Origin of the sequence: Arthrobacter sp. SO5 (assembly GCF_020532805.1) — a bacterium.
Taxonomy (GTDB): domain Bacteria; phylum Actinomycetota; class Actinomycetes; order Actinomycetales; family Micrococcaceae; genus Arthrobacter.
On record NZ_MQTQ01000056.1, the window covers coordinates 5,311 to 30,437 of the forward strand.

Below are 25,127 nucleotides of genomic sequence, written 5' to 3' on the forward strand. Positions count from 1 at the left end.
ATTCGTCTACCTCGCCACCGTCATCGACTGCTACTCCAAGAAAGTCGTCGGCTGGTCCATCGCCGATCACATGCGCACCGAGCTCGTCGCCGACGCGCTCAAGAACGCCGCCGCTACAACCCGGATCGAGCCCGACGCAATCTGGCACTCCGACCGCGGAAGCGTCTATACCTCGGCCGGATTTCGGGCCCTGGTGGCCGGCCTGGGGATGCGCTCATCGATGGGACGCACGGGCGTGGGACAAGGACAACAGCATGGCCGAATCGTTCTTCTCAGCCCTGAAAAACGAGCGTGTCTACCGGACCGTTTACGCCACTAAATCCCAAGCCCGGAGCGATCTCATCCGCTACATCGAGGGGTTTTACAACGGCCGGCGCCGTCACTCCGCGCTCGGTTACCGGCGGCCCAATGAAGTCCACTATGGTTATCAACAGCCAGCCCTGGCAGCGTAGAAGAATCCACTAATTCCGCTGTCCGAAATACCCGCAGCAGCCCAGAGGCCTAGGACATCTAACCCTGGCGCTCACGGATCTACACGACCGCCGGAAGAATCCTCACCCGCGCCTGCCGCAACCAGTTGGTGCAGCTGGAATTCGCGCCGGAGAAGAGCTCCGGACACTTCTTCCGGAGAACAGCGGCCGACTCAAGCAGCCAATGCCTGGGCAGGGTGAGCGGGTAGTCAATCTATCCGGACGAACAACCCCTCTTCTAAGGTGGAACCTGCGCCACCCTTCGTCCCGAGCGAACCAAAGGGCCACACCGCACTGCCGGAAGAAAGAAAACAACCGCCGGCCATCCCATCGGCCCGAATCGACCCAACCATGGTGGTTCCTAAGCCAAGCGCCAGTCGCCCCACCGTCCGGAGTGGCGCCCCTGGAGGCCAACAGCGGCCACTGCGACCGGCGCCGCACTATCCGGCCGAGACCGCACCTGAATCGGATAGCGCACAGCGTCTTGATCACCAGCATCGGATGCCGCGCCGAGACCCGGCCCGGGAAGTCCGTCGTACTTTGCATCCCAGGACCCATCGCGAGATCCGCCGCCACGTCAGGCGCAACGTTGGCTAGGCGCCTCTACCGCGTCATGGAAGCCTCGGCCGCGGAAGACTCAATCCGCTCGGACGGCTGATATTGCTAGGAGCTTCCGACTGACTCTGCGTCAACACAATCGCAATTCTCTGATGTGCCCATTAGACCCTCCAGCACTTGGCAGATGTCGCCGCTTCAGCAACCGCCCCGGGCGGCCTTTACCAAGCTCCTGACCTCCCAGGCCAAAGCGCCGAGTGTTGCGACAATTGTAAGAATGTAAGAATCCTATACGTCTCAACGATCCTGAATGAGGTTGACTACGCGTCTTTTCTATTGGGCAAACGAATGGCCATAAACCGACGCCACGGCGGAGTCTGAGGCGCGCAGCGTACAGGTCTCCAATGAACCGCTTAGCGAAACTGAAGCGGTCGACACATTACGCCGTTCATAGAGCGACGATGCCTGCCCCCAGCCGTATTTGATCGGGATGGAATATCCCGCCAGCATGGTATCCTTCACTGAGTTTCGTGCTGGGGAGGCGAGGTCCCAGGTTCGAACGCCACCGTCGTTCGCACTTACCTTTGTGGTCGCAATCAAGTTTGACTGGGTTTCGATACCCTCGGCCAACTGACCAATGATGATTCCCGATGCGCCGTCAACAAGAGTGTTCTTACGAATCACTACCTGGCGAGGACTGCTGCTCCGATCAGTGCTCCCCGCCGCCTTAATGTTCGCCCCAAGTGGCGCGTTGCCAATCAAATTATTCTCAATCGTGCCACCACTGGAATAAATGGTCGGCATCAGATATATATTGTGCATCATGCCTGCGGTACCGGTTGCGGATGCGTTACGGATGCAGTTGCTCGTAATCGCATAGTCGTGGGGAGCTGCTGCCGATTGGGCTGCCGCCGAGGCATCCGCGGCCTTCTGGCCGATGACCATGATATTGGATACACCCCTTGTGCCACTCACCTGATTGTTTTTGAACGACCAGCCCGTGCCACCCATGAAGTAGACAATGGACTGGCCCGTCGTGTTCGCGCTGCTGTAACCGAAATTGATTCCCTTAACGGTCCAGTAGTCGGCGCCGGCAAGGGAGAGGTAACCATTTACCTGCACATGCTCGTTTGGGTACGACTGCATGACGATTCCCGCATTCGCACGTCCCGGACGAGCGGACCACCCGATTCTCTCATCGTAAATTCCTGCGCGGATAACAATGACGTCACCCGGCTTGGCGATACGAACTGCATTTTGAATGGTCCGTAACGGATTCTTGATGTCAGGCTCCGGGCAAGAAGGCATGTTGGCCGCCTTCACCCCGGTGTCTAAACAGTTGATCCTGCTATAGTCTATTAAACCCCAAGTTTGCTTGACCGTTATAACGTCCGACCCTTGGTCGTCGACGTAGATGGCTCTGGCGCCTGGGGCAGGCAGCGAGACTGCCGATGTCGAAACACCATTGTAGGGCGACAGTCCGGTTGAGGTAGCAGACGCAGCGGGTGCAGCTGTGCTAGTTCCCAATGCAAAGACACCTGCTAGTAGGGCGGATAAATACGTCATGCTTTTGCTTTTCATCGGTCTCAAGCGCTCCCAGCAAGCGTGGTTCTGATAAATCCAGCGGTACGTAGTTGCCATGAAATTGTCATAAAGTCGGCACCATCAGGGGTGGTCAGTTCATGCCTACATTATACTCACCTCCGGCTTGTTGGAGGCTTAAGTATTCTTGAGCCAAGCGTCATTTAGCTAACGTTCGATCATGACTATATCAACTCTCGTGCCCGTCGGCGCGTTAGTGGCCGCCCAAACGCTGCTCCTACCGGCTGGCGACAACGTCTCCGATCGGCAACTATCGTAGCGTGGTCTCTAGGTGAGTTAGTCGAAAGTTGAGCCGTTTCGTGGTCTCACAACTAAGCCGTGTTGACAGAACCACTATGCCGAATTTTACGGTCTTCTCGAGGTTAACGATTCGATCTGATGTTTCCTGAACGGGTATCTGGAGCCCTAAGGGTGACAACCTCTGCATGGCGGACGACGCGGGCGATCGCTGCAGAGGCGATGACCTGGAGCCGAATGCAACGCCCCAGCGTATTTGAGGTTCACTCAGTAGTGAGACGTTGATAATGAGATTAGGTGTTTCGCTGAGCATGACCCGTTGTGAGACTGACGGCCGTAAGGGGCTTGTCTTGAATCTGATCTGTCTGCCCGGCAAGCACCCTGGGGTGCCGACCGGGCCGGCATGACCTTATAGGAGCCTGAACCCCCTGCCAGCGGTCCCGTCAACGTCTTGTCTGCCAGCCCCCGTCGGCACCTTTCAATTCTAAACAGATTGAAAGGATGTGATCAGGATGATTCAAGTGGTTGCCGGGGTGGATACGCATAGCCAGACCCACCACTGCGCGGCAGTCACCGTCACCGGTGAACACCTCGCGGACGCCCAGTTTCCCGCCACACGGCCCGGATACGAGGCGCTGCAGGCGATTATCACCTGCAAGGGTGACCTCGTGCGTGTCGGAGTGGAAGGCACAAACTCGTATGGGGCCGGATTAACCCGCCACCTGCACGCCCACGGCATCACCGTGGTCGAAGTGATCAGGCCGGCCCGAACAGTGCGCCGGCTCAAAGGCAAGTCAGACCCCATCGATGCCTACACCGCAGCGCATGCCGCCTTGGCGGACAACGACACGGTGACGCCCAAGACCAGTGACAGCACGGTTGAAGCGATCAGGGTGGTCCATGCCGGGCGCCGCTCAGCGCTCAAGGCCCGCACGGAGGTAATCACCCAGATCAAGTCTCTGCTGGTGACCGCTCCGGAGCATGTCCGGGGCGAATACCGCGGACTGACAACGCAAAAAGTGATCAGAAAACTCGCTGCTTCCCGCGCCAGGTCGGGAGCGCACGAGGTGGAAGCGTTCACACGCTCGACGCTGAAACGCCTGGCCAGCCGGTATATGGACCTTGGCGAGGAGATCAGCGCTTATGACCAGGAGCTCGAATCTCTCGTCATGGAAACGAATCCGGCTCTGATCGCCACGCGGGGCATCTCGACAGTCACGGCCAGCCAGCTGCTTATCACCGCCGGAGACAACGCTGACCGGCTACGCAGCGAAGCTGCTTTCGCCGCTCTCTGCGGAACATCCCCGCTGCCGGCGTCATCCGGGAAGACCACCAGGCATCGCCTGAACCGCGGCGGGGATCGACAGGCCAACGCGGCACTCCACCGCATTGGCCTCGTGCGCATGGCCACTGACCCGGGAACTAAGGAATACGTGGCCAAACGCAGCAGCGAAGGCAAGACCAGGAAGGACATACTCCGCTGCCTGAAGCGATCGATCGCCCGGGAAGTCTTTCACCTGATCACCAATCCCCAACCCGTGATCTCCGGCCCGGAGCTGCGCCAGCGCCGCCAGAAACTCGGACTAAACCTCACACAAGCAGCACTCCTGCTCGACGACCACCCACCTTAACAGGGGGTACTTAAGAGATACAAGCCGGTTTACACCTTGTCCACGCGATTTCCCGGCCGCCAGTCCGCGTGAATCTGCCGCAGCGTGGCCAATGCGGACACCGCGTTGCCAGCCGTCGAGCGGTACGCCAGAGTTTTCCCGCTGAGCGCGCTCCCCTCATCGAGCAACCCCCAGATCGGACGTCCGGAGCCGACATAGTCGGAATATTTCGACGGAAGGAAGGGGTTGATGTCGAGATTGCCCACCCGTTCCACATCGTTGACCAGCAAGACGTCGAACCGAGTCGTCAAGTTCAAGAACTCAAGGTAGGGCCTGTATCCCTGAGCAACTACAGATCCCGTCAGGCCCAGGGCCTGAAGCTCATGGGTGAGGCTGTCTGGGTTGGAGGTAAAGACGTGCAAACGTGTCTGCCGCCGGACGTCGGCGGGCGAATTGGCCAGTGCCGTCAAGACGTCGCTCAGGCTACGATTTTCATAGAAGTTCCCGAAGTAGCCGATATTCAGCACCGAGGGCGAGAGGAAGTAGTCTGAGTTGATCAGCGAATAGCTGGTTCGTGGCGGCGTCGGGTGAGCACGTACGACAGCCTTCCGGACGACCTCCTTGCGGAGCCTGGCATCAGGTATTTTCCCGAGCATGTATCTCAACTGGAGGTCGTTGGTGAAGATCAATTCATCAGCCAAGACATATGAAAGGAACTCGCACCATACGAACAGACTAGCGTTCTTCGGCAATGAATATCCCTTCCCGGCTACACCCCGTCGAAAGACCTCGAACATCTGGTCGTGGGCGACAACTCCTTCACGAGGACGCCCCGCGGCGTCGTGACTGAGCGGGTCAGAAAACTCAGCGCTCCAAATGACCGCGGGATGTCGCAACTTGAATAGCGCTGCAAGGAAGTGGGAGCCGGGCCATTGCACCCGGCTATAGAGTGTGCGGTAACCTCCTTTTCTGGCGTCTAGCCGGTCCGCGGCAGCGATGCCCTTAGCAACGAATTCCGAAATCTCCTTCCAGCCCGCAAAGGACGGAGGCGCGTCGATTTCAACCGCCTGATCGACGAAACGCGCAGCGATAGAGCTGAGGTTCGAATCGATCTCACGGACCTTGCCCATGTCGTTGGAGACGACATCAACGATGTTGCCGCGCTCAACGATGGCCTTTGCCGCCACGACAGCGCTGGTGTCGGCGAACGGGGCAAAACAATAACTCACAGCGAGATGCCGTGCCATTTCCTCATTGACGAGCGCCCACGGAAAATCCTTGACGCCGGAAGCCTCAACGGTCTCTATGACCCGGCCGCGCTGCTCCGAATGCTCGATCAAGTACCTTTTGACGAAACCCGCCTGCGATTTGATGAGGTTCACTAACAACGCGTCCCCAGGGGAGCCATCCCAGAGGCGCAGTGACTCAAGACAGCGGATGACTGCCAACCGCTGGGTCACGGCGAAATCAAAGTTCTGGGATTGCCGCGAGATTGAGTCGTCACGAAGTACCCTAAAGTAGGCCCCGGCTCGTGCCGAAGTACTCACGCGGGCGTCGAAGTCTCGGTAGAGTGCCGCACTCGCCATGAAGAAGACATCCTCTCCGCTGCTCAGGTCCTCGGCATAGCGGATGGCCTGCAGAACCTCGGTCGGAAACAACTTGCAGGCATTGAATCCAACTATGCCGGGGGCCGATGCCAGTTTGAAGTCCGTCCCAGCCCGGGACCGGATCTGAGCGTTCAGAGCGTTTCCGGGATATTCCCGACCATCGGCGGACAAATCGATGATGGGGGCGATGGAGACACGTTGCGGCGAAGCTGTCGCCAGGAGCGCTGAAAGAAACTCGGGCCCAACGTAGTCATCATCGTCCACCATCGTCAAATAACTGAACCTGGCCGCGGCAATTCCAAGATTTCGGGCCGCGCCCGCACCAGGATTCGACTGGGACACAATGCGAAGCCGGTGCTGCGGGTGGTCGTACCTGAACGATCGTGCGATGTCCTGAGTGCCATCGTAACCGCCGTTGACGACCAAGACGACTTCGAACATTTGCGGGTCGAGGTCCTGACCGGCTAGGGACTGCAGGCACCGCCCTATCCTGTCCACGCCACGGAACGTAGGTATTACCACCGTGACCCCATAGGGCTTCACCAAGAATCCAGGTCCGAGACTGCTGCCAGAAAACTGTGTCGCTGCCGCGCTCAACTCCGCGATTTCGGCCGCTCGGGCGTCGGCATTCGTCAGCATCGTCGAGCCGTAGTCGAATGCGACAGCAGGCCCGGGAAGAGTCTTTTTCTCCGAATTCATGCTTTGGACCTCTCTTCCCTCCGGACCGAAGGAGCGCTGAGACGCTTCCGGTCCCATATTCTCAGGGTGATTCGTCCGAGCTTGGACTGGGCGAGCGAGTTGTATCTGCGCTCGAGAATGGCATACTTACGCTTGAGCCCGTTCAGTTCGTCCTGTAGTTCAGCTGCATCGGCGTCAAGGCCACCTGGAGCCGCGCCGTCAGGCGCAGGTTCTCCCGCCGTCGCAAGGCTTACTAAGACGCTGAGGTGCTTTTTACCAAGGTCGTGCAGTAGTCGCCGATCGGCGGCGTGCCTTTCGGCATCGCTGTAGGCTTTTGCCCACAATTCCTCCGATCGGGCGGCCTTCAGCCCCATTTGAAAGCTCTCGTCGTCGCACGTCGCGTCGTCCCGTACCGCGGACAGAAGTATCGCGTGTTCCGGACTGCCAAAGAATCCCGTCACCATTGTTCCTGCGGGCAGCTCCAGCGACCCCAGGGCCACGAGCGACTCACCGATGGGCAGGCCAAACGACCACAGTATCTGGGCACTACTGCTTAGTCGGTCATCCCTGAGAAACTTGCTCATCAAGCCCATACCGCTCTCAACGACAAGGTATGCGTCGGCCTCACCCGACCGTTGAGCGGCCAGATCCTCTGCCGTGCGGACCAGGACGATATCGGCGCTGATCAGCTGCAGGTCAAGGCCAGAACCTGAGGGGCCACAGACCAACGCTAAGGTCTCGGCGACATCAGTGACATTCCCGATCACTGCCCGGCGGCTGATTCCCACAAGTGCCGCTGTGGGGACTTCCGAATTGGTCATGTCCGCAGAACTCCACGCGTATCGACAATGGTCTTGCCGAGAAGCAGGTCTTGGTCCAGGGATTTAAACGACTCGTGATCGACCAGCACTACAACAACGCCTGAACGTTTGACGGCCAACTCGGCATCCATCAGCTCCACATTTCTGTGGACCTCGAGCGAAGCTGGTAATTCATCGATGAAGGGCTCAACAATATTGATTCGGCGACTTTTGAGCGTTTCAGCCAAGTGAAGCGCAATTTGAATTGACGGAGATTCACGGAGGTCGTCGATATTTGCTTTGAATGCCAGCCCGAGAACGGCCACCTCGGAGTCGACGGAAACACTAGACAACGCAGCCACGACTTTGTCTACAACCCAAAGAGGCTTGGAGTCGTTGACTTCACGCGCCTGTCGAATCAGCTTTGCGTCGTGGGATGCCTCGGCGACGATGAACCACGGATCCACGGCGATGCAATGTCCTCCAACCCCGGGTCCTGGCTGCAAGATATTGACGCGCGGATGACGGTTGGCCAGCCTGATCAACTCCCACACGTCGACCCCGACTTTGTCACTAATGAATGAGAGCTCATTAGCGAAGGCAATATTCACATCCCGGTAGGCATTTTCGACTAGCTTAGTCATTTCTGCAGTTACGTCATCAGTCACAAAAATCTCACCTTGGCAGAATCTCGAATAGAGCGCTTTTGCCAGATTCCCCGCTTCCGGCGTCATGCCTCCCACAATCCGATCGTTAGTGACAAGCTCGATCATGACCCGGCCGGGCAAAACCCGTTCCGGGCAGTGGGCAAACAGGACAACTGGCTTCCCGTCGTTCCCGTCCAGCGACAAATCGGGACGCATACCAAGGATGTATCGGGCCATATATTGAGTGACCCTGGGCGGAGACGTGGATTCAAGAATTAGCAGCTCGCCCCCGCGCAACATCGGGGCGATGCCGCGTGCAGCCGCCTCGATATAGCTGAGGTCTGCGCTCTTGTCCGCCCGTAACGGCGTGGGCACTGCAACGATGTATGCATCCGCCGCGGGGGTCTCTGTCGTGGCCTTGAGGAGACCCTGGCTCACCGCACCGGCCACATGGATTCCGAGATCTGGCTCGACGAAGGGTACGCGCCCCTCATTCACGGCGTCCACGGTCCGCTGGCTGACGTCCACGCCGACTACGTCAAGCCCGTTGGTGGCCAAGATCGCAGCTGTGGGGAGTCCGATGTAACCGAGCCCAATTACTGCGACGGTCTGAATGTTCGTCAAGCTTTTCCCCTGTCAAAGAGTGATGTGTTCACGTGGATTTCCAAAAATCTGAATTTTGCCGCTCGCTGCGAGTTCATCATCCGTTGCGGCCCAGGTATGCCCCGCTCCGGAGCGCATTTGGCAGTAGTTAAATCTGTCGGCAGAATAAATGGAGCCATTGGCTGCCGCGACAGAAGTGAGAAAGGCCGTATCCTCCCCACGACTCAGCGCTTCGAAGGGATGGGCTTCGAAGACCCCTCGTCGCGCAGTTATGGTTGGACCCACCACCAGCCGGCTGAACCGGTGCTCCTTATGTGCAGCGCGAAGCACCGTTGCCCGGCTGGAAAGAAAGTGCATGTAATGGGACTGTTTTCCGACGACGTCGGCTCCAGAGTAGCTGAGGGCGTTTAGCAGGTCAGCTAGATAGTTTGGAGCATAGAAGTCGTCATCATCCATCTTTGTGAGCACAGCCCCAGTTGACGCCTTCACGCATCGGTTGAGGCATTCGCCTAGGGTCAAGCTGCCAGGCGCTTTGAGCACCATGTACTTCTTCACCCCGTGAGTTCTGGCCAGATCCAGCAACCGATATTCGTCTACTGAGAAGCCGTGGGTCAGCAAAACGAGCTCCAAGTCCACACCTTTCTGACTTCCCGCTGTCTGAAATACGTGGTCGAGTTGGTGGGGCCGAATGGTGCTCACCAATGCACTAACCGAGGGCAGAGCGACGTGCCTAGAGCGCTCCGGCGCGACCGCCTGCAGGATCGACTCTGCTCGGTGTGCGTAGGTGTGCTCTCCCCAGATCCTGCGCTGTGCCTTGTGGACAACCCGTTCGTTGAACTCAGTGCTGGAAGTAAGCATCTGCAATAGGTTCCCAGCCTCAGGTTTGGACGAGGCTACAAGAACCTCATCCCCCTCGAAGAACCGTGAAATAGCTGCACTAGGTGTCGAGACTACAGGGGTTCCCGATGCCGTGATCTCGAATATCCTGCGGGCGCACATACTGGGCGAATGGACTACTGAATTGACGTTCAAGAAGACCTTGTACGACCGATATGCGGTTAGCATTTGAGAATACGTCAGCGAGCCCACCACATTCTTGGCAAAAGGCTGCGGGAACTGGTAGTTCGCATCGCCTCCCAATTGTCGGGAGAATATTTCCAGATCTGCATCGCCCGATTTCGCTTGCGCCAAGGCTGCGCCCAAGAGCATATCCATCTGGGCGCGCCGCTCTGGGTATTTGTGGGCAAAGTACATACCTGCAAAGGCCACGCCGCGAGAGTGCCATCCGTGCCCCGGCCGGACAGGGTTGTGAATAGCTGGTTGCGCCGCAAATGGGAGGGCCGAAACCCTGTCATGTCCCAAATCCCTAAGATAGTCAGGAATACGGTCTGAATCGCTGGTGAATACAAAATCAAACAACTTGGCCGCTGCAAGAAAATCATCGTAGTGAGGCGGATCCTCTTTGTTCCAGAACACGGTTTTAATACTGTGCTCGCGGCACCATTCCAAGAGTTGAACAAACTCAGTTCCAAGGCCGGAGGCACCTGTGAGTTGATACTGCCATGATCCAGAATTTCCAGTCCAGGCAGATTCTACGAACAGAAAGTCGATGCCGCTCCGGTCAAGCTGGTCTTTCCATGAATCCCTCCGCAGTTCGAGCAGATTCCATTCATACGAAAAAGCCATACGCGAAAAGTCGTCAAGAATGACTCCCACTGTCAGATCGTCGCGCCGCTGTCCCACCGCCGAAAACTCGTAAGGGGTGAACTCCAACTGGCGTTTACGCCCGCGGCCCCTCCACCCGCCCTCTGCACCTTTGATGTTTTGCGGTACGAAGATGCCCCGTTCAGCTTTCTGCCGTAGCCGCCAGTCTTGAAGCTGGGTGGGCCCACCCGACCTCAAATGCCACAGCGCTTTTCGAGCGTCACCCAGGATGCCCATCAGCCACGTACCCGCCGCGAGGATCGTTCACGAACTTCAGTGGCCACCAAAACAGCCTTTGCCTCTTCCAGAATCTTCAATGCGGAATCGTCATTTCCCTTGGACAGGAGTCTGGTGAACTCTTGGTAGGCCTTGATGGCCACGTCCGGTTCGCCGTCCATGATGAGATCGCCCTTGTCCAGCCATACAACCCGAGTGCACATATCGCTGATGGTCTCAAGACTGTGGCTCACCAAGAAGACGCAGCCGGCCTGGGCACGAAGTTCGTTCATTCGCAGTTTACTTCGGTCCGCGAACTGCGCATCACCTGTATTCAATGCTTCGTCGACCAAGAGGATCTCCGGGTCGACGGCGGCGGCGATGGCGAAGCGCAACCGCGAGGCCATGCCCGAAGAATAGGACTTCATCGGCAGGTGAATCGACTTCTCTAGGCCGGAGAGTTCGACGATGCTGTCGAATCTCTCGCCCGCCTCGGCCCGGCTCATGCCCATGGCCAGGCACCCGAGGATGACGTTCTGGTCTCCCGAAAGGTCCTGGACTAGCGCCGCGTTGACGCCCAGCATGATGGGAGTGCTTGAGGCGTACACCGCGCCTGACGTCGGCTTGGACTGCCCGCTGATGATCTTCATCAGGGTGCTCTTCCCAGAGCCGTTCCGGCCGATGATCCCTACGGATTCGCCGCGCTCCACAACGAGCGACAACTCATTGAGGGCGTGGACGGTGACCATATTGGGTTTACGCACGGCCCGCCGGAGAAAGCGAGGTCCGGTGCCGTTGACATCCGGCGCGGAAGACTCACTCGAGGCCACGCTGTAGCGCATCCGGACGCAGTCCACCACTACGCACGGATGGCCCTCTATGTAAATTTCCTGCTCATCCACGCCCATAGGACTCCTCGCCTTTCCAGAAATAGACCAGACCCACGGCGAGTGCGCCCAAGGCCCAGGCCGCGAGAATCGCCCACGACTGCCACTGCGGCACTCTGGCGTACAAGACACAGTCACGGATGATGTCGATCACGTTGAACAATGGGTTGAGCTTGATGGCGGACAGAATCTGGGGTTGAGTCACGAAGCGGTCATACGTATAGAAGATCGCGGAGCCATACATCCATACCCGAAGCGCGAACGGAATCAGGTGCGTGACGTCGTGAACGCGGGAAATCATCCGGGCCAGAATTAGTCCAACCCCCAGGTTGAAGATGGCCTGGAGCAGGACGGCGGGGACCACCAGAAGCCAGAGCCACGTGATCTTTTCGCTGGGCGGCAAAACTACCACGATGAGCAACATGGCCAGAATCAGCGGTACCGCCGCCAGTAGCTCCCGCACGTTGGCACCGATAGGGAGTGCTGCCCGCGGAAAATTGAAAGCCTGGACAACGGACTTGTTGTTGCGGATGGAGCGCGCGCCGGCGGTGATAGCTCCGGAACTGAACTGGAAGACAAAAATCCCAACCACTAAGTACCCCACGAAGTTCTCGATGCCTCCGCTCGTCTGCAGCAACAGTCCGAAGATCAAGTAGTACGTCAATCCGTTGAAGATCGGGTTCAGGAGCAGCCACGCACTCCCGAGACGGTCACGCCGTGTCCCGCTCTGCACCCGCGCCCTGGCGTCGTAGAAAATGAACTGCCTGAAGTCCCACAGACGGACCAGATAGTCCAGGAAACCCGGCCGCGAACCAACGCGGGTGAGCCGCCGCATGTCAACGGAAAGGGGCTGGACTGCCGTCTCGGATACGACATCTATGTCTGCAGACACTACTCGGTTCTCCTCAATGATTCGTGACGCAGTAGAGCATAGCTCTCGGCGAGGGCCTGGGCGTTCGCCGCCCACGTCCTGCCGGCGAAGACAGCCGCGCGGCCAGCACTGCCCATTTCGGACCGGCGGCTCGCATCGGCAAGCAGCACGGAAATGGCCTCAGCCAGGTCTTCCGGCGATTCGGCCTGGACCAGCAGTCCGTTGACGCCGTCGTCGACGATCTCCCGCAACGCGGGCAAATCGCTGGCGACCACCGGCCGGGCGCAGGCCAACGCCTCTACAGGCTTCAGCGGAGTCACGGACCGCGTGACTTCAAGATCCTTGCGCGGAACCACGAAAACATCCAACGCCTGGTGGTAACGCACCGCATCATCGCGGGCAACACGTCCCGTGAACAGGATACGGTCCGCGTAGCCGCTCTGCCGTGCCTGTTCCTTCAGCGACGGCATGGACGCGCCGTCTCCTACAATGAGCAACCGCAAGTCGGGATGGCTGGCCGCCAACAGCACGAATGCCGCAATGAGGTCGTCAATGCCCTCATAGGGTACCAAGCTGCTGACGGTTCCGATGTACTGCCCCTCTTCAATGAGGCCAAGTTCACGGCGGGCAGCGGAGGTACTCAACGGTTCCAGCAAGAACTGGCCGCCAACAGCGTTGGGAGCTATGAGGATTTTCCCCGCTGGAACACCGGCCGCCACGATGTTAGCTTTCATCGCCTCACCCAGGGTCACCACCAAGTCAGCGGCCTGCATGACCTCGGCTTCGCGCTGCTGGAACAGCCGATATTTTTCGCTGCCGCTGGCCGACGGCCCGCGGGTGGAGGCCCAGGTGTCCGCCAACTGCCCCCGGACCTCGTAAACCCACGGGATGCCCAACGCCTCTGCCACTGCACGGACCACCAGGCCATTGACGAAGTGGGTGGTGGTGTGCAGAACACTGGGCCTGAACTCCAGTGCCACGTTGAGCAACTCTTCCGCCTGCTGCTGAAGCCGGGCGTCCGCAGTAGCGGACAGCTTCGCCGGGAGCAACCGCTGGTACTTAACGCCGTCCACCAGATCCCGAGGCTTGGCAAGCAACTTGCCCACCTGGACCGGGTACCCGATCCTTGTAACGGCCAACACGTCCCAGCCAGCATCCTGCTGGGCACGCAGGATCGAATGCGAACGCTGTGCGTAACCGCTTGCCGTGTGCGGGAGCGAGTTGGTGAGCAGATGCAGGACACGTCCCGGGACAGCCTTATAGGTCCGCCGCCCAAGGACGGGCGCCCAGCCCTGCAATACGGCCATCTCAGCCTCGAGGCGGGCTGCTAGGCGCCGCTCGCCCGGTCCCCCGCCCTCCAACGCCGCAATACTGGCCGTGACCGCGCCGTCGTACCAGAGTTTGCGCGCCAGGGCAGGCTTCAGCCGCGAACCGTTGACCGCCCCGGAAAGAAAGCGATCGGCGACGTCGGGCAAGTTGGCAGTGATGGCGATATCCGCCAGGCGCCCGGCACGGGTTCCACTTTTAGTTCCGGTTACGGCGAGATCAAGACGTCGCCGGAGGTCGGCGTCGTCCCCCCTCGCCAGCGCAGCCAGCAGCACCGGCACGGCAGTTGACCGCGACCAGGCCACCTTTCCCATCATCTCCGCCAACGGCTGAGTCACCCTCGCCGGCAGCCGGCGGGTGAGTTGCAAGAAAAGCAGCACTGGATCGTCCGATAGGTGCGCCGCGGCCACGCCGACCGCCAGACGCAGGTTGCGAAAGAGCTGGATCATCGCTGGGTGGCTGGCGCTTTCATTAAGAGCTCTGAGATCAGCGCCATGTACCGCTCTGCCAACTGCGTGTAGTCGGCGTGCTCCTTGACCCATTGGCGGCTGGTGTCAGTCCGGACCAACCGGGAGCGGTCAGCGGCGAGTTCGCGCCAAAGCGCCGCCACGGCCTCAGGGGTGCTGGGCACAATGTCCCCGGCTTCCGCCTCTTCGATGATGCGCGCTGCCTCACCCTTGACGACGGCCGTTACATGCCGGCCGACGGCCAGGACTTCATAGGTCTTGGATGGAATGGTGGTTTCGAAGGACTTCCAGTCATCCCGTAGCGAGACAATACAGGTGTCAGCCGAGGCGTAGCGGTCCATAACGTCCTGGCCGTGCAGCGGGGGATGGAACGTCACGGGTGCTCCGAGCTGGGCCGCCAGTTTCTCCAGGGCAGGGCGCTGGGTTCCATGCCCGACGAGATGCAGGTGCATGGCATCGCCCACGAGGGCACTAGCCCGGATTGCCACGTCAAGCCGCTGGCTTTCACCGTGGTTGCCCAGGTAGAGAACCTCAAGCACATCCCGTTCAACCTCAGGGGACCCCAGGAAAGGAATAGTGTCAACGTGGAGGCCGTTGCTCACGGTGGTCACGTTCTTGAGCCCCCGGGAACGGAGTGTCTCAGCGAATCCGTCGGTCACGGTGACCACCAGGTCCGCACGATGCTGGACGAACTCGACCGCCAGTTCCACCACGCTCTTCACCCTCCCCCGGACCATCCGGGAATCCCGGGCCAGGTCCGGCCAGGCGTCACGCATTTCCACAATGAGCGGAACGCCCCGCATCCGGGCCAACAGGTAGCCGGCGGCCAGTATTGGCAGGCTCGGGGCCGTTGCGATCACCACATCCGGCCGACGCGTCAGTAGACCCAGCGGCACGGACATGGCCGCCGAAAAACACTGGTCCACCAGGCGGGCGAGGTGTGAGTTGCCGTGCGGCACGAAGGGCACGCGCCGGATCAGTTCGGTGAACTGGCCTTTTTGTCTCCGGAAAGCCCGGCCCGCCAGATCGCGGGGAAGCTCCCTGCGTCCTACCGGAAAATGCGCCACGGGTGTCACGACGTCGAATTCCCAGCCGGAGGCGCTGAACTCCCTCAGCAGAGCAGTCCAACGACGCTGCGGCGGGCTGTTCTCCGGCCAGTAGGAGTGCATCAGCAGGGTCACGCGTTTGGCCCGGGCACCGGAGCTGGTCTGGTTCGTCTTGGTGCTGTCGGTCATTAGCTGTGGCATACGGGTTTATTTCCCGGTCTTGGCAGCAGTGCGAAAGCCCTTGGAGCCCAAGGCCCGGAAGTACGCAACGCCGGCGCCGAGCAGGGCAAGGACAGTCAGGAACTGGATCATGAACGGACTACCTGTCGCCGCGACAACCGCAGCCTGGATCTCCGTGCCTGCCTGGGGCACGGCTGGCGCCTCCGTCGGAACTGCCGCCGATGACTCGGTTGCACTGGCTGACGTTAAGGGTGGGGCACTGGCAACTGAAGGCTCCGGAGAAGACGGCGCCACCTCTGGTGCAGGGACGGGCTCCGCCGGTACGGCCTGGGATGCCGGTAAACGAACTGGGGCAACTGTGCCCGCCGCCGGCGGGGCAACCGGGAATTGGGGCGGCACTTCGGCGGATGGCGGCGAGGCGGGGACGCCTGGCTCCGTCGCGGCAGGCGGCGGCAGCTCCGTGGCGGGCGGTTCCGTCGTTGCAGGCGGCGGCTCTGGGGCAGGGACCGGCGTGGGGTCCGGGGCAGGCACCGGTGCGGGGTCCGTCGGTGGCGTTGCCGGATCGGATGGCGCCAGCACCGGGGACGGCGTCCCGACCGGAGGGGACACAACGATGATCAGGCCGGGGTCTGCCGGGATAGTCTCCTCGGCGTGGGCAGCCGGTGCACCCAGGCTGAGAGTGACGAAGAGCGCGGTTGCCAGCGCGGAGACCGGCCTAAGCCCGGCCGCAGACGCCTGTCTGTGGCATGCACGTTGTGATGTATTCAAGCGCTCCCCCAAAGCCAATCCAGTTCGGTACGTCGTGGTGTTCGTCGTCGAACCTTGCTAAACGCCGCCAGGACAAGCAGCGCCAGCTCATAATCATACTTGTTCGCCGCGAGGACACCGGCAACCATTGCCGCAGGACTCACCACGCCGCATCCTGTCCGGCAGGGGCGCTGCCAGTCAACCCGCCGGGATAGGCTGGAAGAATGCATCAGTTCCGCGCCCAGGCTTCCGCTCGTCCGCTCCGGTTTCTGGGAGTCGCGGCGGCAGCAGCAGCCGCCGGGCTGGCGTTGAGCGGCTGCTCCCCCGTGGTCGACGTGACGCCGGCCAAAGACTCGGCGAATGCCGCGTGCGCCCCGATGATGGTCGCACTGCCGGACGCGATCGGCGAGGCCAAATTGCGAAAGACCAACAGCCAGGCCACATCGGCGTGGGGCGATCCGTCCCTCGTGGTCCTGCGCTGCGGCGTGAATGTCCCCGGCCCGACGACGGACCGCTGCGTCAGCGTCAACGGCGTGGACTGGGTCATCAAGGAAGGCAACCCGGTGTGGACGCTGACCACTTTCGGGCGCGAACCGGCCACCGAGATCCTGATGGATCCGGACAAGATCAGCTCGGCAACAGTACTGGCCGACCTCGCCGCTGCGGCCGCAAAGATCAAGGCGACGCGCAACTGCGTGGGCCAGGCGGACCTGCAGGACCTGCCCACCAGCAAGTAGCCCCTAGCGAAGGCCCGTCTTGCGGTGCAGTGCCAGGTGGATCAGTTCGTCGATCAGTTCCGCGTAGCCCAGCCCGGAGGCCTTCCACATCTGCGGGTACATGCTCTTGGGCGTGAACCCGGGCATGGTGTTGATCTCGTTGATGATCAGCTCGCCCTCGGCCGTATAGAAGAAGTCCACCCGGCTCAGTCCCTCGGCACCGACGGCGTCAAACGCCACCGCTGCCAGTTCCCGGACCCGGGCGATGGCCTCTTCGGGGAGGTCTGCGGGGCAGCTGAGCGCGGCGGCGTCGTCCTCCACGTACTTGGCGTTGAAGTCGTAGAACTCGTGCCCGCCGCCGGCCACCGAGATCTCCCCCGGCATGGACGTGCGCGGGGCGTCGGTCCCCCGGCCCTCCAGCACCGCGCATTCGATCTCGCGGCCCACGATGCCGGCCTCGATGACCAGCTTCGGATCGTGCTCGCGTGCCGTGGCGATCGCGGCGTCCAGGCCGTCGAGGGAATCCACCTTGGAGATGCCCATGGAGGAACCGGCCCTCGCCGGCTTGACGAAGACGGGGAAGCCGAGCTGGTCCACGCGTTTGCGGACGGTTTCGGGATCGTTGAGCCACTGCCGGTCCGTGACCGCGATGTACGGCCCCACCCGGAGCCCGGCGGATTCGAAGACCACCTTCATGAAGTGTTTGTCCATGCCGACGGCGGACGCCAGCACGCCGGCTCCGACGTAGCGGGTGTCGGAGAGTTCCAGGAAGCCCTGGATGGTGCCGTCCTCGCCGAACGGGCCGTGCAGCAGCGGGAAGACCACGTCCACGGAGCCCAGTTCCTGCGGGACCTGGCCAGGGGACGCGACGATCAGCTGGTGTTCGCCGCCGATTTCGGCCAGCGCCACCGTTTGTGGCGAGGACGCGACCTCGGGCAGGGCTGATGCCGAGAGTGACCAGTCGTGCGTGTCCCCGGACGCCAGCACCCACTGGCCGGTCTTGGCGATCCCGATCGGGATGACCTCGTATTTGGCCTGGTCAATCGCCCCGAGAACTCCGGCTGCTGTCACACAGCTCACGGCATGTTCGCTGGAGCGGCCGCCGAACAGCACGGCCACACGGGGCCGGGACGTGGCCGTACGGCCGGCCGGGTTGAGGTTTTCTTCAGACACGCTCAGTAGCCGCCTTCGGGTTTCAGGTCCCGGGACAGCAGGAGCGGCCCCAGTTCGTCTACGGACAGTTTTCCGGCCAGCACGGCGACGACGGCGGCCGTGATGGGCATCTCGACGCCGAGCTTGCCGGCCAGTTCATGAACGGCCTGCGCGGACTTGATGCCCTCGGCCGTCTGCGTCATTTCGGCCGTGACCTGCTCAAGGGTCAGGCCCTTGCCGAGCAGCCGCCCTGCCGTGTGGTTCCGGGACAACGGAGAGGAACAGGTCGCCACGAGATCGCCGAGCCCCGCGAGCCCGGCCATCGTCCGGGCCTCCCCGCCCAGGGCCAGCGAGAGCCGGGACGTCTCCGCGAGGCCGCGGGTGATGACGGACGCCTTCGTGTTGTCACCCATCCGTTTGCCCTCGCAGATCCCGACGGCCAGGGCAATGATGTTCTTGACGATGCCGCCGATCTCGACGCCGGCTACATCCGCCGTCGTGTACGGGCGGAAGTACGGCGCGGTGCAGCTCCGCGCGACCCAGCCCGCCGCAGCGGAATCGGAGCAGGCGACCACCGACGCGGTGGGCTCTTCGCGCGCAATCTCCATGGCCAGATTGGGACCGGAAACGACGGCGACCCGGCTGGCCGGGATGCCCAGTTCGGCGCAAATGACTTCGCTCATCCGGGCGTCGGAGTGGAGCTCGAGACCCTTCATGAGGGAGACAACAAGGGCGCCCGGCGCCACGAGGTCCTTCCAGGCGCGCAGCTGCGGACGCAGGCTCTGTGCCGGCACTGCCAGGACCACGAGTTCGGCCCCCGCCAGGACCTCGGCGACGTCGGTGGAAGCCCTGATGCTGGGCGGAAGGGGGATGTCCTTCAGGTACTGCTCGTTGCGGTGCTTGAGGTTGATGTGGTCAACGACTTCGCGGCGCCGGCCCCAGAGGCGGATGTCACGCTCAACGCCGGATGCCGTGGCGGCGTCGGCAAGGATCTTCGCGAAAGTGGTGCCCCAGGAGCCGGCCCCCAGGACGGCCACCGTCGTGGCGGAGCCCGCTGCGCGAGCGTCCGGGGTCACTTGGCGCCGTCCGCGGTGGTGCCTGCGCCGTCGGGCGATCCGCCGTCGGGCGATCCACCGTCGGAGGTTCCGGCCGCCGGGCCGTCGGATTCGATGAAACGGCCGTGGGTGGACTGGTGGTGGGCGGCAGGGTCCCAGCGCACCAAGGGCGGCTGTCCGCCGCGGAGGCCCGCAAGGAGTTCGGTGATGGCGTCCATGATGACGTTCGTCGCTTCGGTGAGGGTGGCCCGGTCCAGGGGCCGGCCGGCAAACGCGCTGAGGTCCACGGGATCGCCCACCACCAGACGCGAGGTCTTCCGCGGGAAAATGTGGAACCGCTTGGCATAGCGGGGCAGGACTTCGTGGGCGCCCCAGTGCGCGATCGGCACCACGGGGATTCCGCTTTCCAGCGCCATGCGCGCGGCACCGGTGTGGCCCTTCATCGGCCACAAGTCCGGATCCCGGGTGAGGGTGCCCTCGGGGTAGATGATGATGGCGCCGCCCTCGTCCACGATCTCTTTGGCGAGCTGCAGCGAGCGGTTGGCCCCCGCCGTCGAGCGTTCCACCGGGATCTGCTTGGTGGACCTCATGACAGCGCCGAGGACCGGGATCTTGAACAGGCCGGCTTTGGCCAGGAAGTGCGGCATCCGCTTGTGGTTGTAGAGCATGTGCGCCACCACCAGCGGGTCGATCTCGGTGCAGTGGTTAGGTGCGGCGATGAAGCCCCCGGCGGGCAGTTTTTCCACCCCGTTCCACTTCTTGGCCATCAGCAGATTCATCACGGGCCGGACTATCCCGGCGGCTGTCACAAAGGTGGCGTGGCCCTTGGCCGTTTCCTTCACTGGGGTCCCCGCTACTTGGCTGAGGTGATGTCGAAATCGGCGCCGAGGCCTGCGAGCTTCTCGGTGAAGCGCTCGTAGCCGCGGTTGATGATGTCGATTCCGGTGACGCGGGAGGTGCCGGTGGCTGCCAGGGCGGCAATCAGGTGGCTGAAGCCGCCGCGCAGGTCCGGGACGTCAATGTCGGTGCCCTTCAGCTGCGTGGGACCGGAAATCACTGCGGAGTGCAGGAAGTTGCGCTGGCCGAACCGGCACGGCACGCTGCCGAGGCATTCGCGGTGCACCTGGATGCTGGCGCCCATCCGGATGAGGGCCTCGGTGAAGCCGAAGCGGTTCTCGTAGACGGTCTCGTGGACGATCGAGACACCTTCGGCCTGGGTCAGGGCGACGATGAGGGGCTGCTGCCAGTCGGTCATGAAGCCGGGGTGCACGTCAGTTTCAAGGACCAGGGGGTTGAGCTTGCCGCCGCGGTGGTAGAAGCGGATGCCGTCGTCGCCGATGTCCATGCCGCCGCCGACCTTGCGGTAGGTGTTCAGGAACGTCATCATGTCGCGCTGGGTGGCGCCTTCGACGAAAATGTCGCCGCGGGTCACGAGGGCAGCGGAGGCCCAGGAGGCGGATTCGTTGCGGTCCGACAGGGCGCGGTGGTTGTAGCCGCCGAGGTCCCTGACGCCTTCGATCCGGATGGTGCGGTCCGTCTGGACGCTGATGATCGCGCCCATTTTCTGCAGCACGGCGATGAGATCCACGATTTCCGGCTCGGTGGCCGCGCCGGACAGCTCCGTGATGCCCTCAGCCCGGGTGGCGCTAAGCAGGACCTGCTCGGTGGCGCCGACAGACGGGTACGGCAGGGCAATTTTGGCGCCCTTGAGGCCGTGGGGCGCGGAGATGTGGATGCCGCCGGGCCGCTTTTCCACGACAGCGCCGAACTGGCGCAGCACGTTGAGGTGGTAGTCGATCGGGCGGTCGCCGATTTTGCACCCGCCGAGGTCCGGGATGAAGGCCTCGCCGATCGCGTGGATCAAAGGCCCGCAGAGCAGGATCGGGATGCGGGAGTCCCCGGCGTGGGCGTCGATGGCCGTGTGGGAGGCGGTCTTGGCGTTGGTCGGGTCCAGGGTCAGGTCCCCGGTGACGGGGTCCTTCTCCACCGTGACCCCGTGGAGCTGGAGCAGGCTGGTGACAACCTCGACGTCCTTGATCTCAGGGACGTTGCGCAGCACGGACGGCTCGTTGCCCAGCAGGGCAGCCACCATGGCCTTGGGGACAAGGTTCTTGGCCCCCCGGACGGTGACGCGGCCAGTCAGCGGGACGCCTCCGCGGATTGTCAGAACACTACTCATATACCGGTTTCCTCACGACTACTCGCCCCCAAATCCTTAAAAACGCTCCTGCTAAGCATAGGAGCTTGCGTTACCGATCTGAAATACGGCGTGCGTTCCTCCGGTGTGATCCCCGCTTCGGACACCACCGAACAAGACTCCAACGCGGGGTCACTTACGGCCGGTCCGGGGCCCCGGGACGGGCCGCAAGTGACCCCGCGTTGCAGTGAAAGGTGGCGCGTCAGGACAGCTTGGCCGGCAGGGTTTTGGGCATAAACGCGGGCCGGGTGGCCTCGAAGGCGGTGATGTCTTCCTCGTGCTTGAGGGTCAGCCCGATGTCGTCCAGGCCCTCCAGCAGGCGCCAGCGGGTGTAGTCGTCGATCTCGAACGGTGCCACGAGGTTGCCGCACTGCACCGTCTTGGAGACGAGGTCAACCGTGACGGCGGTGCCGGGGGCGTTCTCCAGTTCCTTCCAGATGAGTTCGACGTCGTCCTGGGCCAGTTCGGCGGCCAGCAGGCCCTGCTTGCCGGAGTTGCCCCGGAAGATGTCCGCGAAGCGCGAAGAGAGCACGGTCTTGAAGCCGTAGTCCTTCAACGCCCAGACGGCGTGCTCCCGGGAGGAACCGGTGCCGAAGTCCGGACCCGCCACCAGCACGGAGCCGGCGTTGAAGGGCTCCTGGTTCAGGATGAACGCCGGGTCTTTCCGCCAGCCCGCGAAGAGGGCGTCCTCGAAACCGGTGCGGGTGATGCGTTTGAGGTAGACGGCGGGGATGATCTGGTCCGTGTCGACGTTGCTTTGGCGCAGCGGAACGCCGACGCCGGTGTGGGTGGTGAACTTTTCCATGGCGGATCCTTCTAGGCTGTGGGGATCTTGGCGGGCAGCCAGGCGGCGTCGGTGCCGGCGGCGTCGGTGCCGGCTGCGGACTCAGGAGCCGGTTCCAAGTCCGACGGCGAGCTCAGGGTGCCGCGCACCGCCGTGGCCGCCGCCACGACCGGGGAGACCAGGTGGGTGCGGCCGCCCTTGCCCTGGCGCCCCTCAAAGTTGCGGTTGGACGTGGATGCGCAGCGCTCCCCTACCTCCAGCTGGTCCGGGTTCATGCCCAGGCACATGGAGCAGCCCGCGAAGCGCCATTCGGCGCCGAAGTCCTTGAACACCTTGTCCAGCCCCTCGGCCTCTGCCTCAAGCCGGACGCGGGCGGACCCGGGAACCACCAGCATCCGGATGTTGGGGTCCTTGGTGCGGCCCCGGATGACGCCCGCAGCGGCGCGGAGGTCCTCCATCCGGGAGTTGGTGCAAGAGCCCAGGAAGACCGTGTCCACCCGGATCTCCTTCATCGGGGTGCCGGCCTCGAGCCCCATGTACTGCAGCGCACGTTCCGCCGCGGCCTTCGCGTTCTCGTCGCCGAAGTCCTCGGGCGAGGGCACCTTCGCGGACAGCGACACGCCCTGGCCCGGGTTGGTTCCCCACGTCACGAACGGTTCCAGCGTGTCGGCGTCGAGGTCCACCTCGACGTCGAAGCTCGCGTCGTCCTCGGTGCGCAGCGTCTTCCAGTACTCGACGGCGGCGTCCCATTCGGCGCCCTGGGGCGCGTGCGGGCGGCCGTACATGTAGTCGTAGGTGGTCTGGTCCGGGGCGACGAGCCCGGCGCGGGCGCCGGCCTCGATGGACATGTTGCAGATGGTCATCCGTGCTTCCATGGACAGCGCCCGGATGGCGGAACCGCGGTATTCGAGCACGTAGCCCTGGCCACCGCCGGTACCGATTTTGGCGATGACCGCAAGGATGATGTCCTTGGCCGAGACGCCGGGGCGCAGCGTGCCTTCAACGTTGATGGCCATGGTCTTGAACGGCTTCAGGGACAGCGTCTGGGTGGCCATGACGTGTTCCACCTCGGAGGTGCCGATGCCCATCGCCAGGGCGCCGAAAGCCCCGTGCGTGGAGGTGTGCGAGTCGCCGCAGACCACGGTCATGCCGGGCTGGGTGAGGCCCAGCTGCGGGCCGACGACGTGCACGATCCCCTGCTCGGCGTCGCCGAGGGAGTGCAGGCGGACGCCGAATTCCTGGCAGTTGTTGCGCAGGGTCTGGATCTGCGTGCGGCTGGTGAGATCGGCGATTGGCTTGTCGATGTCCAGCGTGGGAGTGTTGTGGTCCTCGGTGGCGATGGTGAGGTCCGGCCGGCGCAGGGGCCGCCCGGCCAGCCGGAGGCCCTCGAAGGCCTGCGGCGAGGTCACCTCGTGCACGAGGTGGAGGTCGATGAAGAGAAGGTCGGGCTGGGCGTTGGCTCCTTCGCCGTCCCCCTTGCGCACCACGTGCGCGTCCCAGACTTTCTCGGCCAGTGTCTTTGCCACGGCCTTCTCCCTTCACTGCGGTGTGTGTTCTTGGTTGCCGGTTTCTTGCACTGATTTCCTCCACTGAATCAGCAGTCCCCCGTGTGGCGCCAGCGCGGTGACTTGCATCTCAGATAATGAGACGGCAATATCATCACATGGACAATTCTAGTGGTGTCGGTGTCATCGATAAAGCGGCCCATGTGCTTGACGCACTGGAGGCCGGCCCCACCACCCTGGCTCAGCTTGTGGCTGCCACGGGACTGGCGCGGCCCACGGTGCACCGGCTGGCGCTGGCGCTGGTCCATCACCGCCTGGTCAGCCGCGACATCCAGGGCCGCTTCGTGCTCGGCAGCCGCCTCGTGGAACTCGCCTCCGCGGCCGGCGAGGACCGCCTGATCGCCTCCGCCGGCCCTGTCCTGGTGCAGCTGCGCGATGCCACTGGGGAAAGCGCCCAGATTTTCCGCCGCCAGGGCGACTGGCGGGTCTGCGTCGCTTCCGCGGAACGGCCCATCGGCCTGCGGGACACCATACCGGTCGGCACGCAACTGTCCATGAAGGCCGGCTCCGCAGCCCAGGTGCTGCTCGCCTGGGAAGACCATGACCGGCTCTTGGAAGGCCTCCAGTCCGCCCGGTTCACCCCTACCGTCCTGGCCGGAGTCCGACGCCGGGGCTGGGGCCAGAGCCTCGGCGAACGCGAGCCGGGGGTCGCCTCCGTTTCGGCCCCCGTGCGCGGTCCGTCCGGCCGCGTGATCGCCGCGGTATCGATCTCCGGCCCCATCGAACGCCTGACCCGCCAGCCGGGCCGCCTGCACGCCGAGGTGGTGTGCAACGCCGCCCGCGTGCTGACCGAGGCCTTGCGCAAGACCAGCGACTAGGGGCATCGAGCCAGACGCCCGGTAATGTCGCCGGTGGCGTGTGGAAGGCTCTTCGACTCCAACCCGGCCCAACCAAACAGCAAACGCATACCGCTGGCCTGCCCCGTCACTTCCTCATCTGAAACGGCGTGCGGCTTGTCGCTCAGGCATAGTGCATCAGGAAATACTCCAGGCAGGAGTCCATATGGTGCTGCTGAGAGCAGGATCCGTCCGTGTCCGGTTCGGGCAGCGGATGCGTGGCCGTGAAGTGATCCCAGCCGGGTAAGGGGTCCGGGGGCAGTGCGTCATATAGCGAAAGGTCGGGCCCGGGATCCGGGAGCGGTTCTCCGGCTGCGTCTATGTCCAGGCTGTCGACCATGATGCGGATGTCGGGTGGCCAGTGGGGTGGTTCCCAGTCCAGGTGCTCGCTCGGGTAGTACCGTCCCGACGGCGAAGTCCACCCGGGCGGCTCGTCTTTGCTGGCCCCGGTGGGTGTCCACGCGGAACCGTGTTTCAGGCGGTGGTGCTTCGGGCAGGGCTGGCCGAGGTTGGCGATCCCGGTGGTTCCGCCGTCGGCCCAGGCCAGGAGGTGGTCGGCCTCGTTGTCC

20 protein-coding genes and 1 pseudogene are annotated in these 25,127 nt (G+C 62.6%); 4 read left to right on the plus strand and 17 right to left on the minus strand.

The window, feature by feature from the left end:
* Positions 1-452, plus strand: a pseudogene (locus BJG92_RS10945) (IS3 family transposase); the annotation flags it as partial.
* Between the two features lie 906 nt (positions 453-1,358).
* Here the strand turns inward: BJG92_RS10945 and BJG92_RS10950 are convergent.
* Positions 1,359-2,666: a hypothetical protein gene (locus BJG92_RS10950; protein ID WP_232084038.1), complete on the minus strand. Its 1,308-nt coding sequence runs from the start codon at positions 2,664-2,666 to the stop codon at positions 1,359-1,361.
* Positions 2,667-3,376: 710 nt separating this feature from the next.
* Here BJG92_RS10950 and BJG92_RS10955 point away from each other — a divergent pair.
* Positions 3,377-4,495: an IS110 family transposase gene (locus tag BJG92_RS10955; RefSeq protein WP_232084039.1), complete on the plus strand. Its 1,119-nt coding sequence runs from the start codon at positions 3,377-3,379 to the stop codon at positions 4,493-4,495.
* A 29-nt stretch (positions 4,496-4,524) separates the two neighbouring features.
* Here BJG92_RS10955 and BJG92_RS10960 read toward each other — a convergent pair whose 3' ends face one another.
* The 9 genes from BJG92_RS10960 to BJG92_RS11000 are packed head-to-tail and all read right to left on the minus strand — an operon-like array spanning position 4,525 to position 15,698.
* Positions 4,525-6,780 (minus strand): glycosyltransferase, encoded by a 2,256-nt coding sequence (locus BJG92_RS10960; protein WP_232084040.1) that lies wholly within the window; start codon positions 6,778-6,780, stop codon positions 4,525-4,527.
* Positions 6,777-7,580 (minus strand): hypothetical protein, encoded by an 804-nt coding sequence (locus BJG92_RS10965; protein WP_232084041.1) that lies wholly within the window; start codon positions 7,578-7,580, stop codon positions 6,777-6,779. The genes BJG92_RS10960 and BJG92_RS10965 overlap by 4 nt, the downstream gene beginning before the upstream one ends.
* Positions 7,577-8,830, minus strand: coding sequence for a UDP-N-acetyl-D-mannosamine dehydrogenase (gene wecC / locus BJG92_RS10970; protein WP_232084042.1), 1,254 nt, complete (start codon positions 8,828-8,830; stop codon positions 7,577-7,579). The genes BJG92_RS10965 and wecC overlap by 4 nt, the downstream gene beginning before the upstream one ends.
* A gap of 12 nt (positions 8,831-8,842) precedes the next feature.
* On the minus strand, positions 8,843-10,750 hold the full coding sequence (locus BJG92_RS10975; RefSeq protein ID WP_232084043.1) for a glycosyltransferase: 1,908 nt from the start codon (positions 10,748-10,750) through the stop codon (positions 8,843-8,845).
* Positions 10,750-11,637: an ABC transporter ATP-binding protein gene (locus tag BJG92_RS10980; protein ID WP_374199788.1), complete on the minus strand. Its 888-nt coding sequence runs from the start codon at positions 11,635-11,637 to the stop codon at positions 10,750-10,752. Before BJG92_RS10980 ends, BJG92_RS10975 begins: the two co-directional genes overlap by 1 nt.
* Entirely contained in the window at positions 11,624-12,508 is an 885-nt protein-coding gene (locus BJG92_RS10985; RefSeq protein ID WP_232084045.1) for an ABC transporter permease, read from the minus strand. Before BJG92_RS10985 ends, BJG92_RS10980 begins: the two co-directional genes overlap by 14 nt.
* Positions 12,508-14,262, minus strand: coding sequence for a glycosyltransferase family 4 protein (locus BJG92_RS10990; RefSeq protein WP_232084046.1), 1,755 nt, complete (start codon positions 14,260-14,262; stop codon positions 12,508-12,510). Before BJG92_RS10990 ends, BJG92_RS10985 begins: the two co-directional genes overlap by 1 nt.
* Complete coding sequence (locus tag BJG92_RS10995; RefSeq protein WP_232084047.1) at positions 14,259-15,515, minus strand: glycosyltransferase family 4 protein; 1,257 nt, start codon at positions 15,513-15,515, stop codon at positions 14,259-14,261. The genes BJG92_RS10990 and BJG92_RS10995 overlap by 4 nt, the downstream gene beginning before the upstream one ends.
* A gap of 18 nt (positions 15,516-15,533) precedes the next feature.
* Entirely contained in the window at positions 15,534-15,698 is a 165-nt protein-coding gene (locus tag BJG92_RS11000; RefSeq protein WP_232084048.1) for a hypothetical protein, read from the minus strand.
* Positions 15,699-16,477: 779 nt separating this feature from the next.
* Here BJG92_RS11000 and BJG92_RS11005 point away from each other — a divergent pair.
* A complete protein-coding gene (locus BJG92_RS11005; RefSeq protein WP_232084049.1) occupies positions 16,478-16,990 on the plus strand; it encodes a DUF3515 family protein in 513 nt (170 codons plus the stop codon).
* Positions 16,991-16,993: 3 nt separating this feature from the next.
* Here the strand turns inward: BJG92_RS11005 and BJG92_RS11010 are convergent, their stop codons facing one another.
* The 6 genes from BJG92_RS11010 to leuC form a co-directional block, all read right to left on the minus strand.
* The gene (locus BJG92_RS11010; RefSeq protein ID WP_232084050.1) at positions 16,994-18,142 is read right to left on the minus strand and encodes a D-alanine--D-alanine ligase family protein; all 1,149 of its coding nucleotides are present in this window, start codon (positions 18,140-18,142) and stop codon (positions 16,994-16,996) included.
* Positions 18,143-18,144: 2 nt separating this feature from the next.
* On the minus strand, positions 18,145-19,197 hold the full coding sequence (locus tag BJG92_RS11015; protein WP_232084051.1) for an NAD(P)H-dependent glycerol-3-phosphate dehydrogenase: 1,053 nt from the start codon (positions 19,195-19,197) through the stop codon (positions 18,145-18,147).
* On the minus strand, positions 19,194-20,018 hold the full coding sequence (locus BJG92_RS11020) for a 1-acyl-sn-glycerol-3-phosphate acyltransferase (protein WP_232084052.1): 825 nt from the start codon (positions 20,016-20,018) through the stop codon (positions 19,194-19,196). Before BJG92_RS11020 ends, BJG92_RS11015 begins: the two co-directional genes overlap by 4 nt.
* 11 nt (positions 20,019-20,029) lie before the next feature.
* On the minus strand, positions 20,030-21,355 hold the full coding sequence (gene murA, locus BJG92_RS11025; RefSeq protein ID WP_232084053.1) for a UDP-N-acetylglucosamine 1-carboxyvinyltransferase: 1,326 nt from the start codon (positions 21,353-21,355) through the stop codon (positions 20,030-20,032).
* 220 nt (positions 21,356-21,575) lie between these two features.
* Positions 21,576-22,178: a 3-isopropylmalate dehydratase small subunit gene (gene leuD, locus BJG92_RS11030; RefSeq protein WP_232084054.1), complete on the minus strand. Its 603-nt coding sequence runs from the start codon at positions 22,176-22,178 to the stop codon at positions 21,576-21,578.
* Between the two features lie 11 nt (positions 22,179-22,189).
* The gene (gene leuC / locus BJG92_RS11035) at positions 22,190-23,683 is read right to left on the minus strand and encodes a 3-isopropylmalate dehydratase large subunit (RefSeq protein ID WP_232084055.1); all 1,494 of its coding nucleotides are present in this window, start codon (positions 23,681-23,683) and stop codon (positions 22,190-22,192) included.
* A 137-nt stretch (positions 23,684-23,820) separates the two neighbouring features.
* Between leuC and BJG92_RS11040 the strand changes: the two genes are divergently transcribed.
* Positions 23,821-24,540, plus strand: a complete 720-nt coding sequence (locus BJG92_RS11040; protein ID WP_232084056.1) for an IclR family transcriptional regulator — start codon at positions 23,821-23,823, stop codon at positions 24,538-24,540.
* Positions 24,541-24,682: 142 nt separating this feature from the next.
* Here the strand turns inward: BJG92_RS11040 and BJG92_RS11045 are convergent.
* Positions 24,683-25,127: HNH endonuclease signature motif containing protein (locus BJG92_RS11045; RefSeq protein ID WP_232084057.1), on the minus strand; the 445-nt coding region annotated here is incomplete at its 5' end.

Coding starts and splice junctions, on each gene's coding strand:
- BJG92_RS10950 (WP_232084038.1), bottom strand. CDS start 2,666: ATGGCAACTACGTACCGCTGGATTTATCAGAACCACGCTTGCTGGGAG.
- BJG92_RS10990 (WP_232084046.1), bottom strand. CDS start 14,262: ATGATCCAGCTCTTTCGCAACCTGCGTCTGGCGGTCGGCGTGGCCGCG.
- BJG92_RS10955 (WP_232084039.1), top strand. CDS start 3,377: ATGATTCAAGTGGTTGCCGGGGTGGATACGCATAGCCAGACCCACCAC.
- BJG92_RS10960 (WP_232084040.1), bottom strand. CDS start 6,780: ATGAATTCGGAGAAAAAGACTCTTCCCGGGCCTGCTGTCGCATTCGAC.
- BJG92_RS10995 (WP_232084047.1), bottom strand. CDS start 15,515: ATGACCGACAGCACCAAGACGAACCAGACCAGCTCCGGTGCCCGGGCC.
- leuD (WP_232084054.1), bottom strand. CDS start 22,178: ATGGAAAAGTTCACCACCCACACCGGCGTCGGCGTTCCGCTGCGCCAA.
- BJG92_RS10975 (WP_232084043.1), bottom strand. CDS start 10,750: ATGGGCATCCTGGGTGACGCTCGAAAAGCGCTGTGGCATTTGAGGTCG.
- BJG92_RS10980 (WP_374199788.1), bottom strand. CDS start 11,637: ATGGGCGTGGATGAGCAGGAAATTTACATAGAGGGCCATCCGTGCGTA.
- murA (WP_232084053.1), bottom strand. CDS start 21,355: ATGAGTAGTGTTCTGACAATCCGCGGAGGCGTCCCGCTGACTGGCCGC.
- BJG92_RS11005 (WP_232084049.1), top strand. CDS start 16,478: ATGCATCAGTTCCGCGCCCAGGCTTCCGCTCGTCCGCTCCGGTTTCTG.
- BJG92_RS10965 (WP_232084041.1), bottom strand. CDS start 7,580: ATGACCAATTCGGAAGTCCCCACAGCGGCACTTGTGGGAATCAGCCGC.
- BJG92_RS11040 (WP_232084056.1), top strand. CDS start 23,821: ATGGACAATTCTAGTGGTGTCGGTGTCATCGATAAAGCGGCCCATGTG.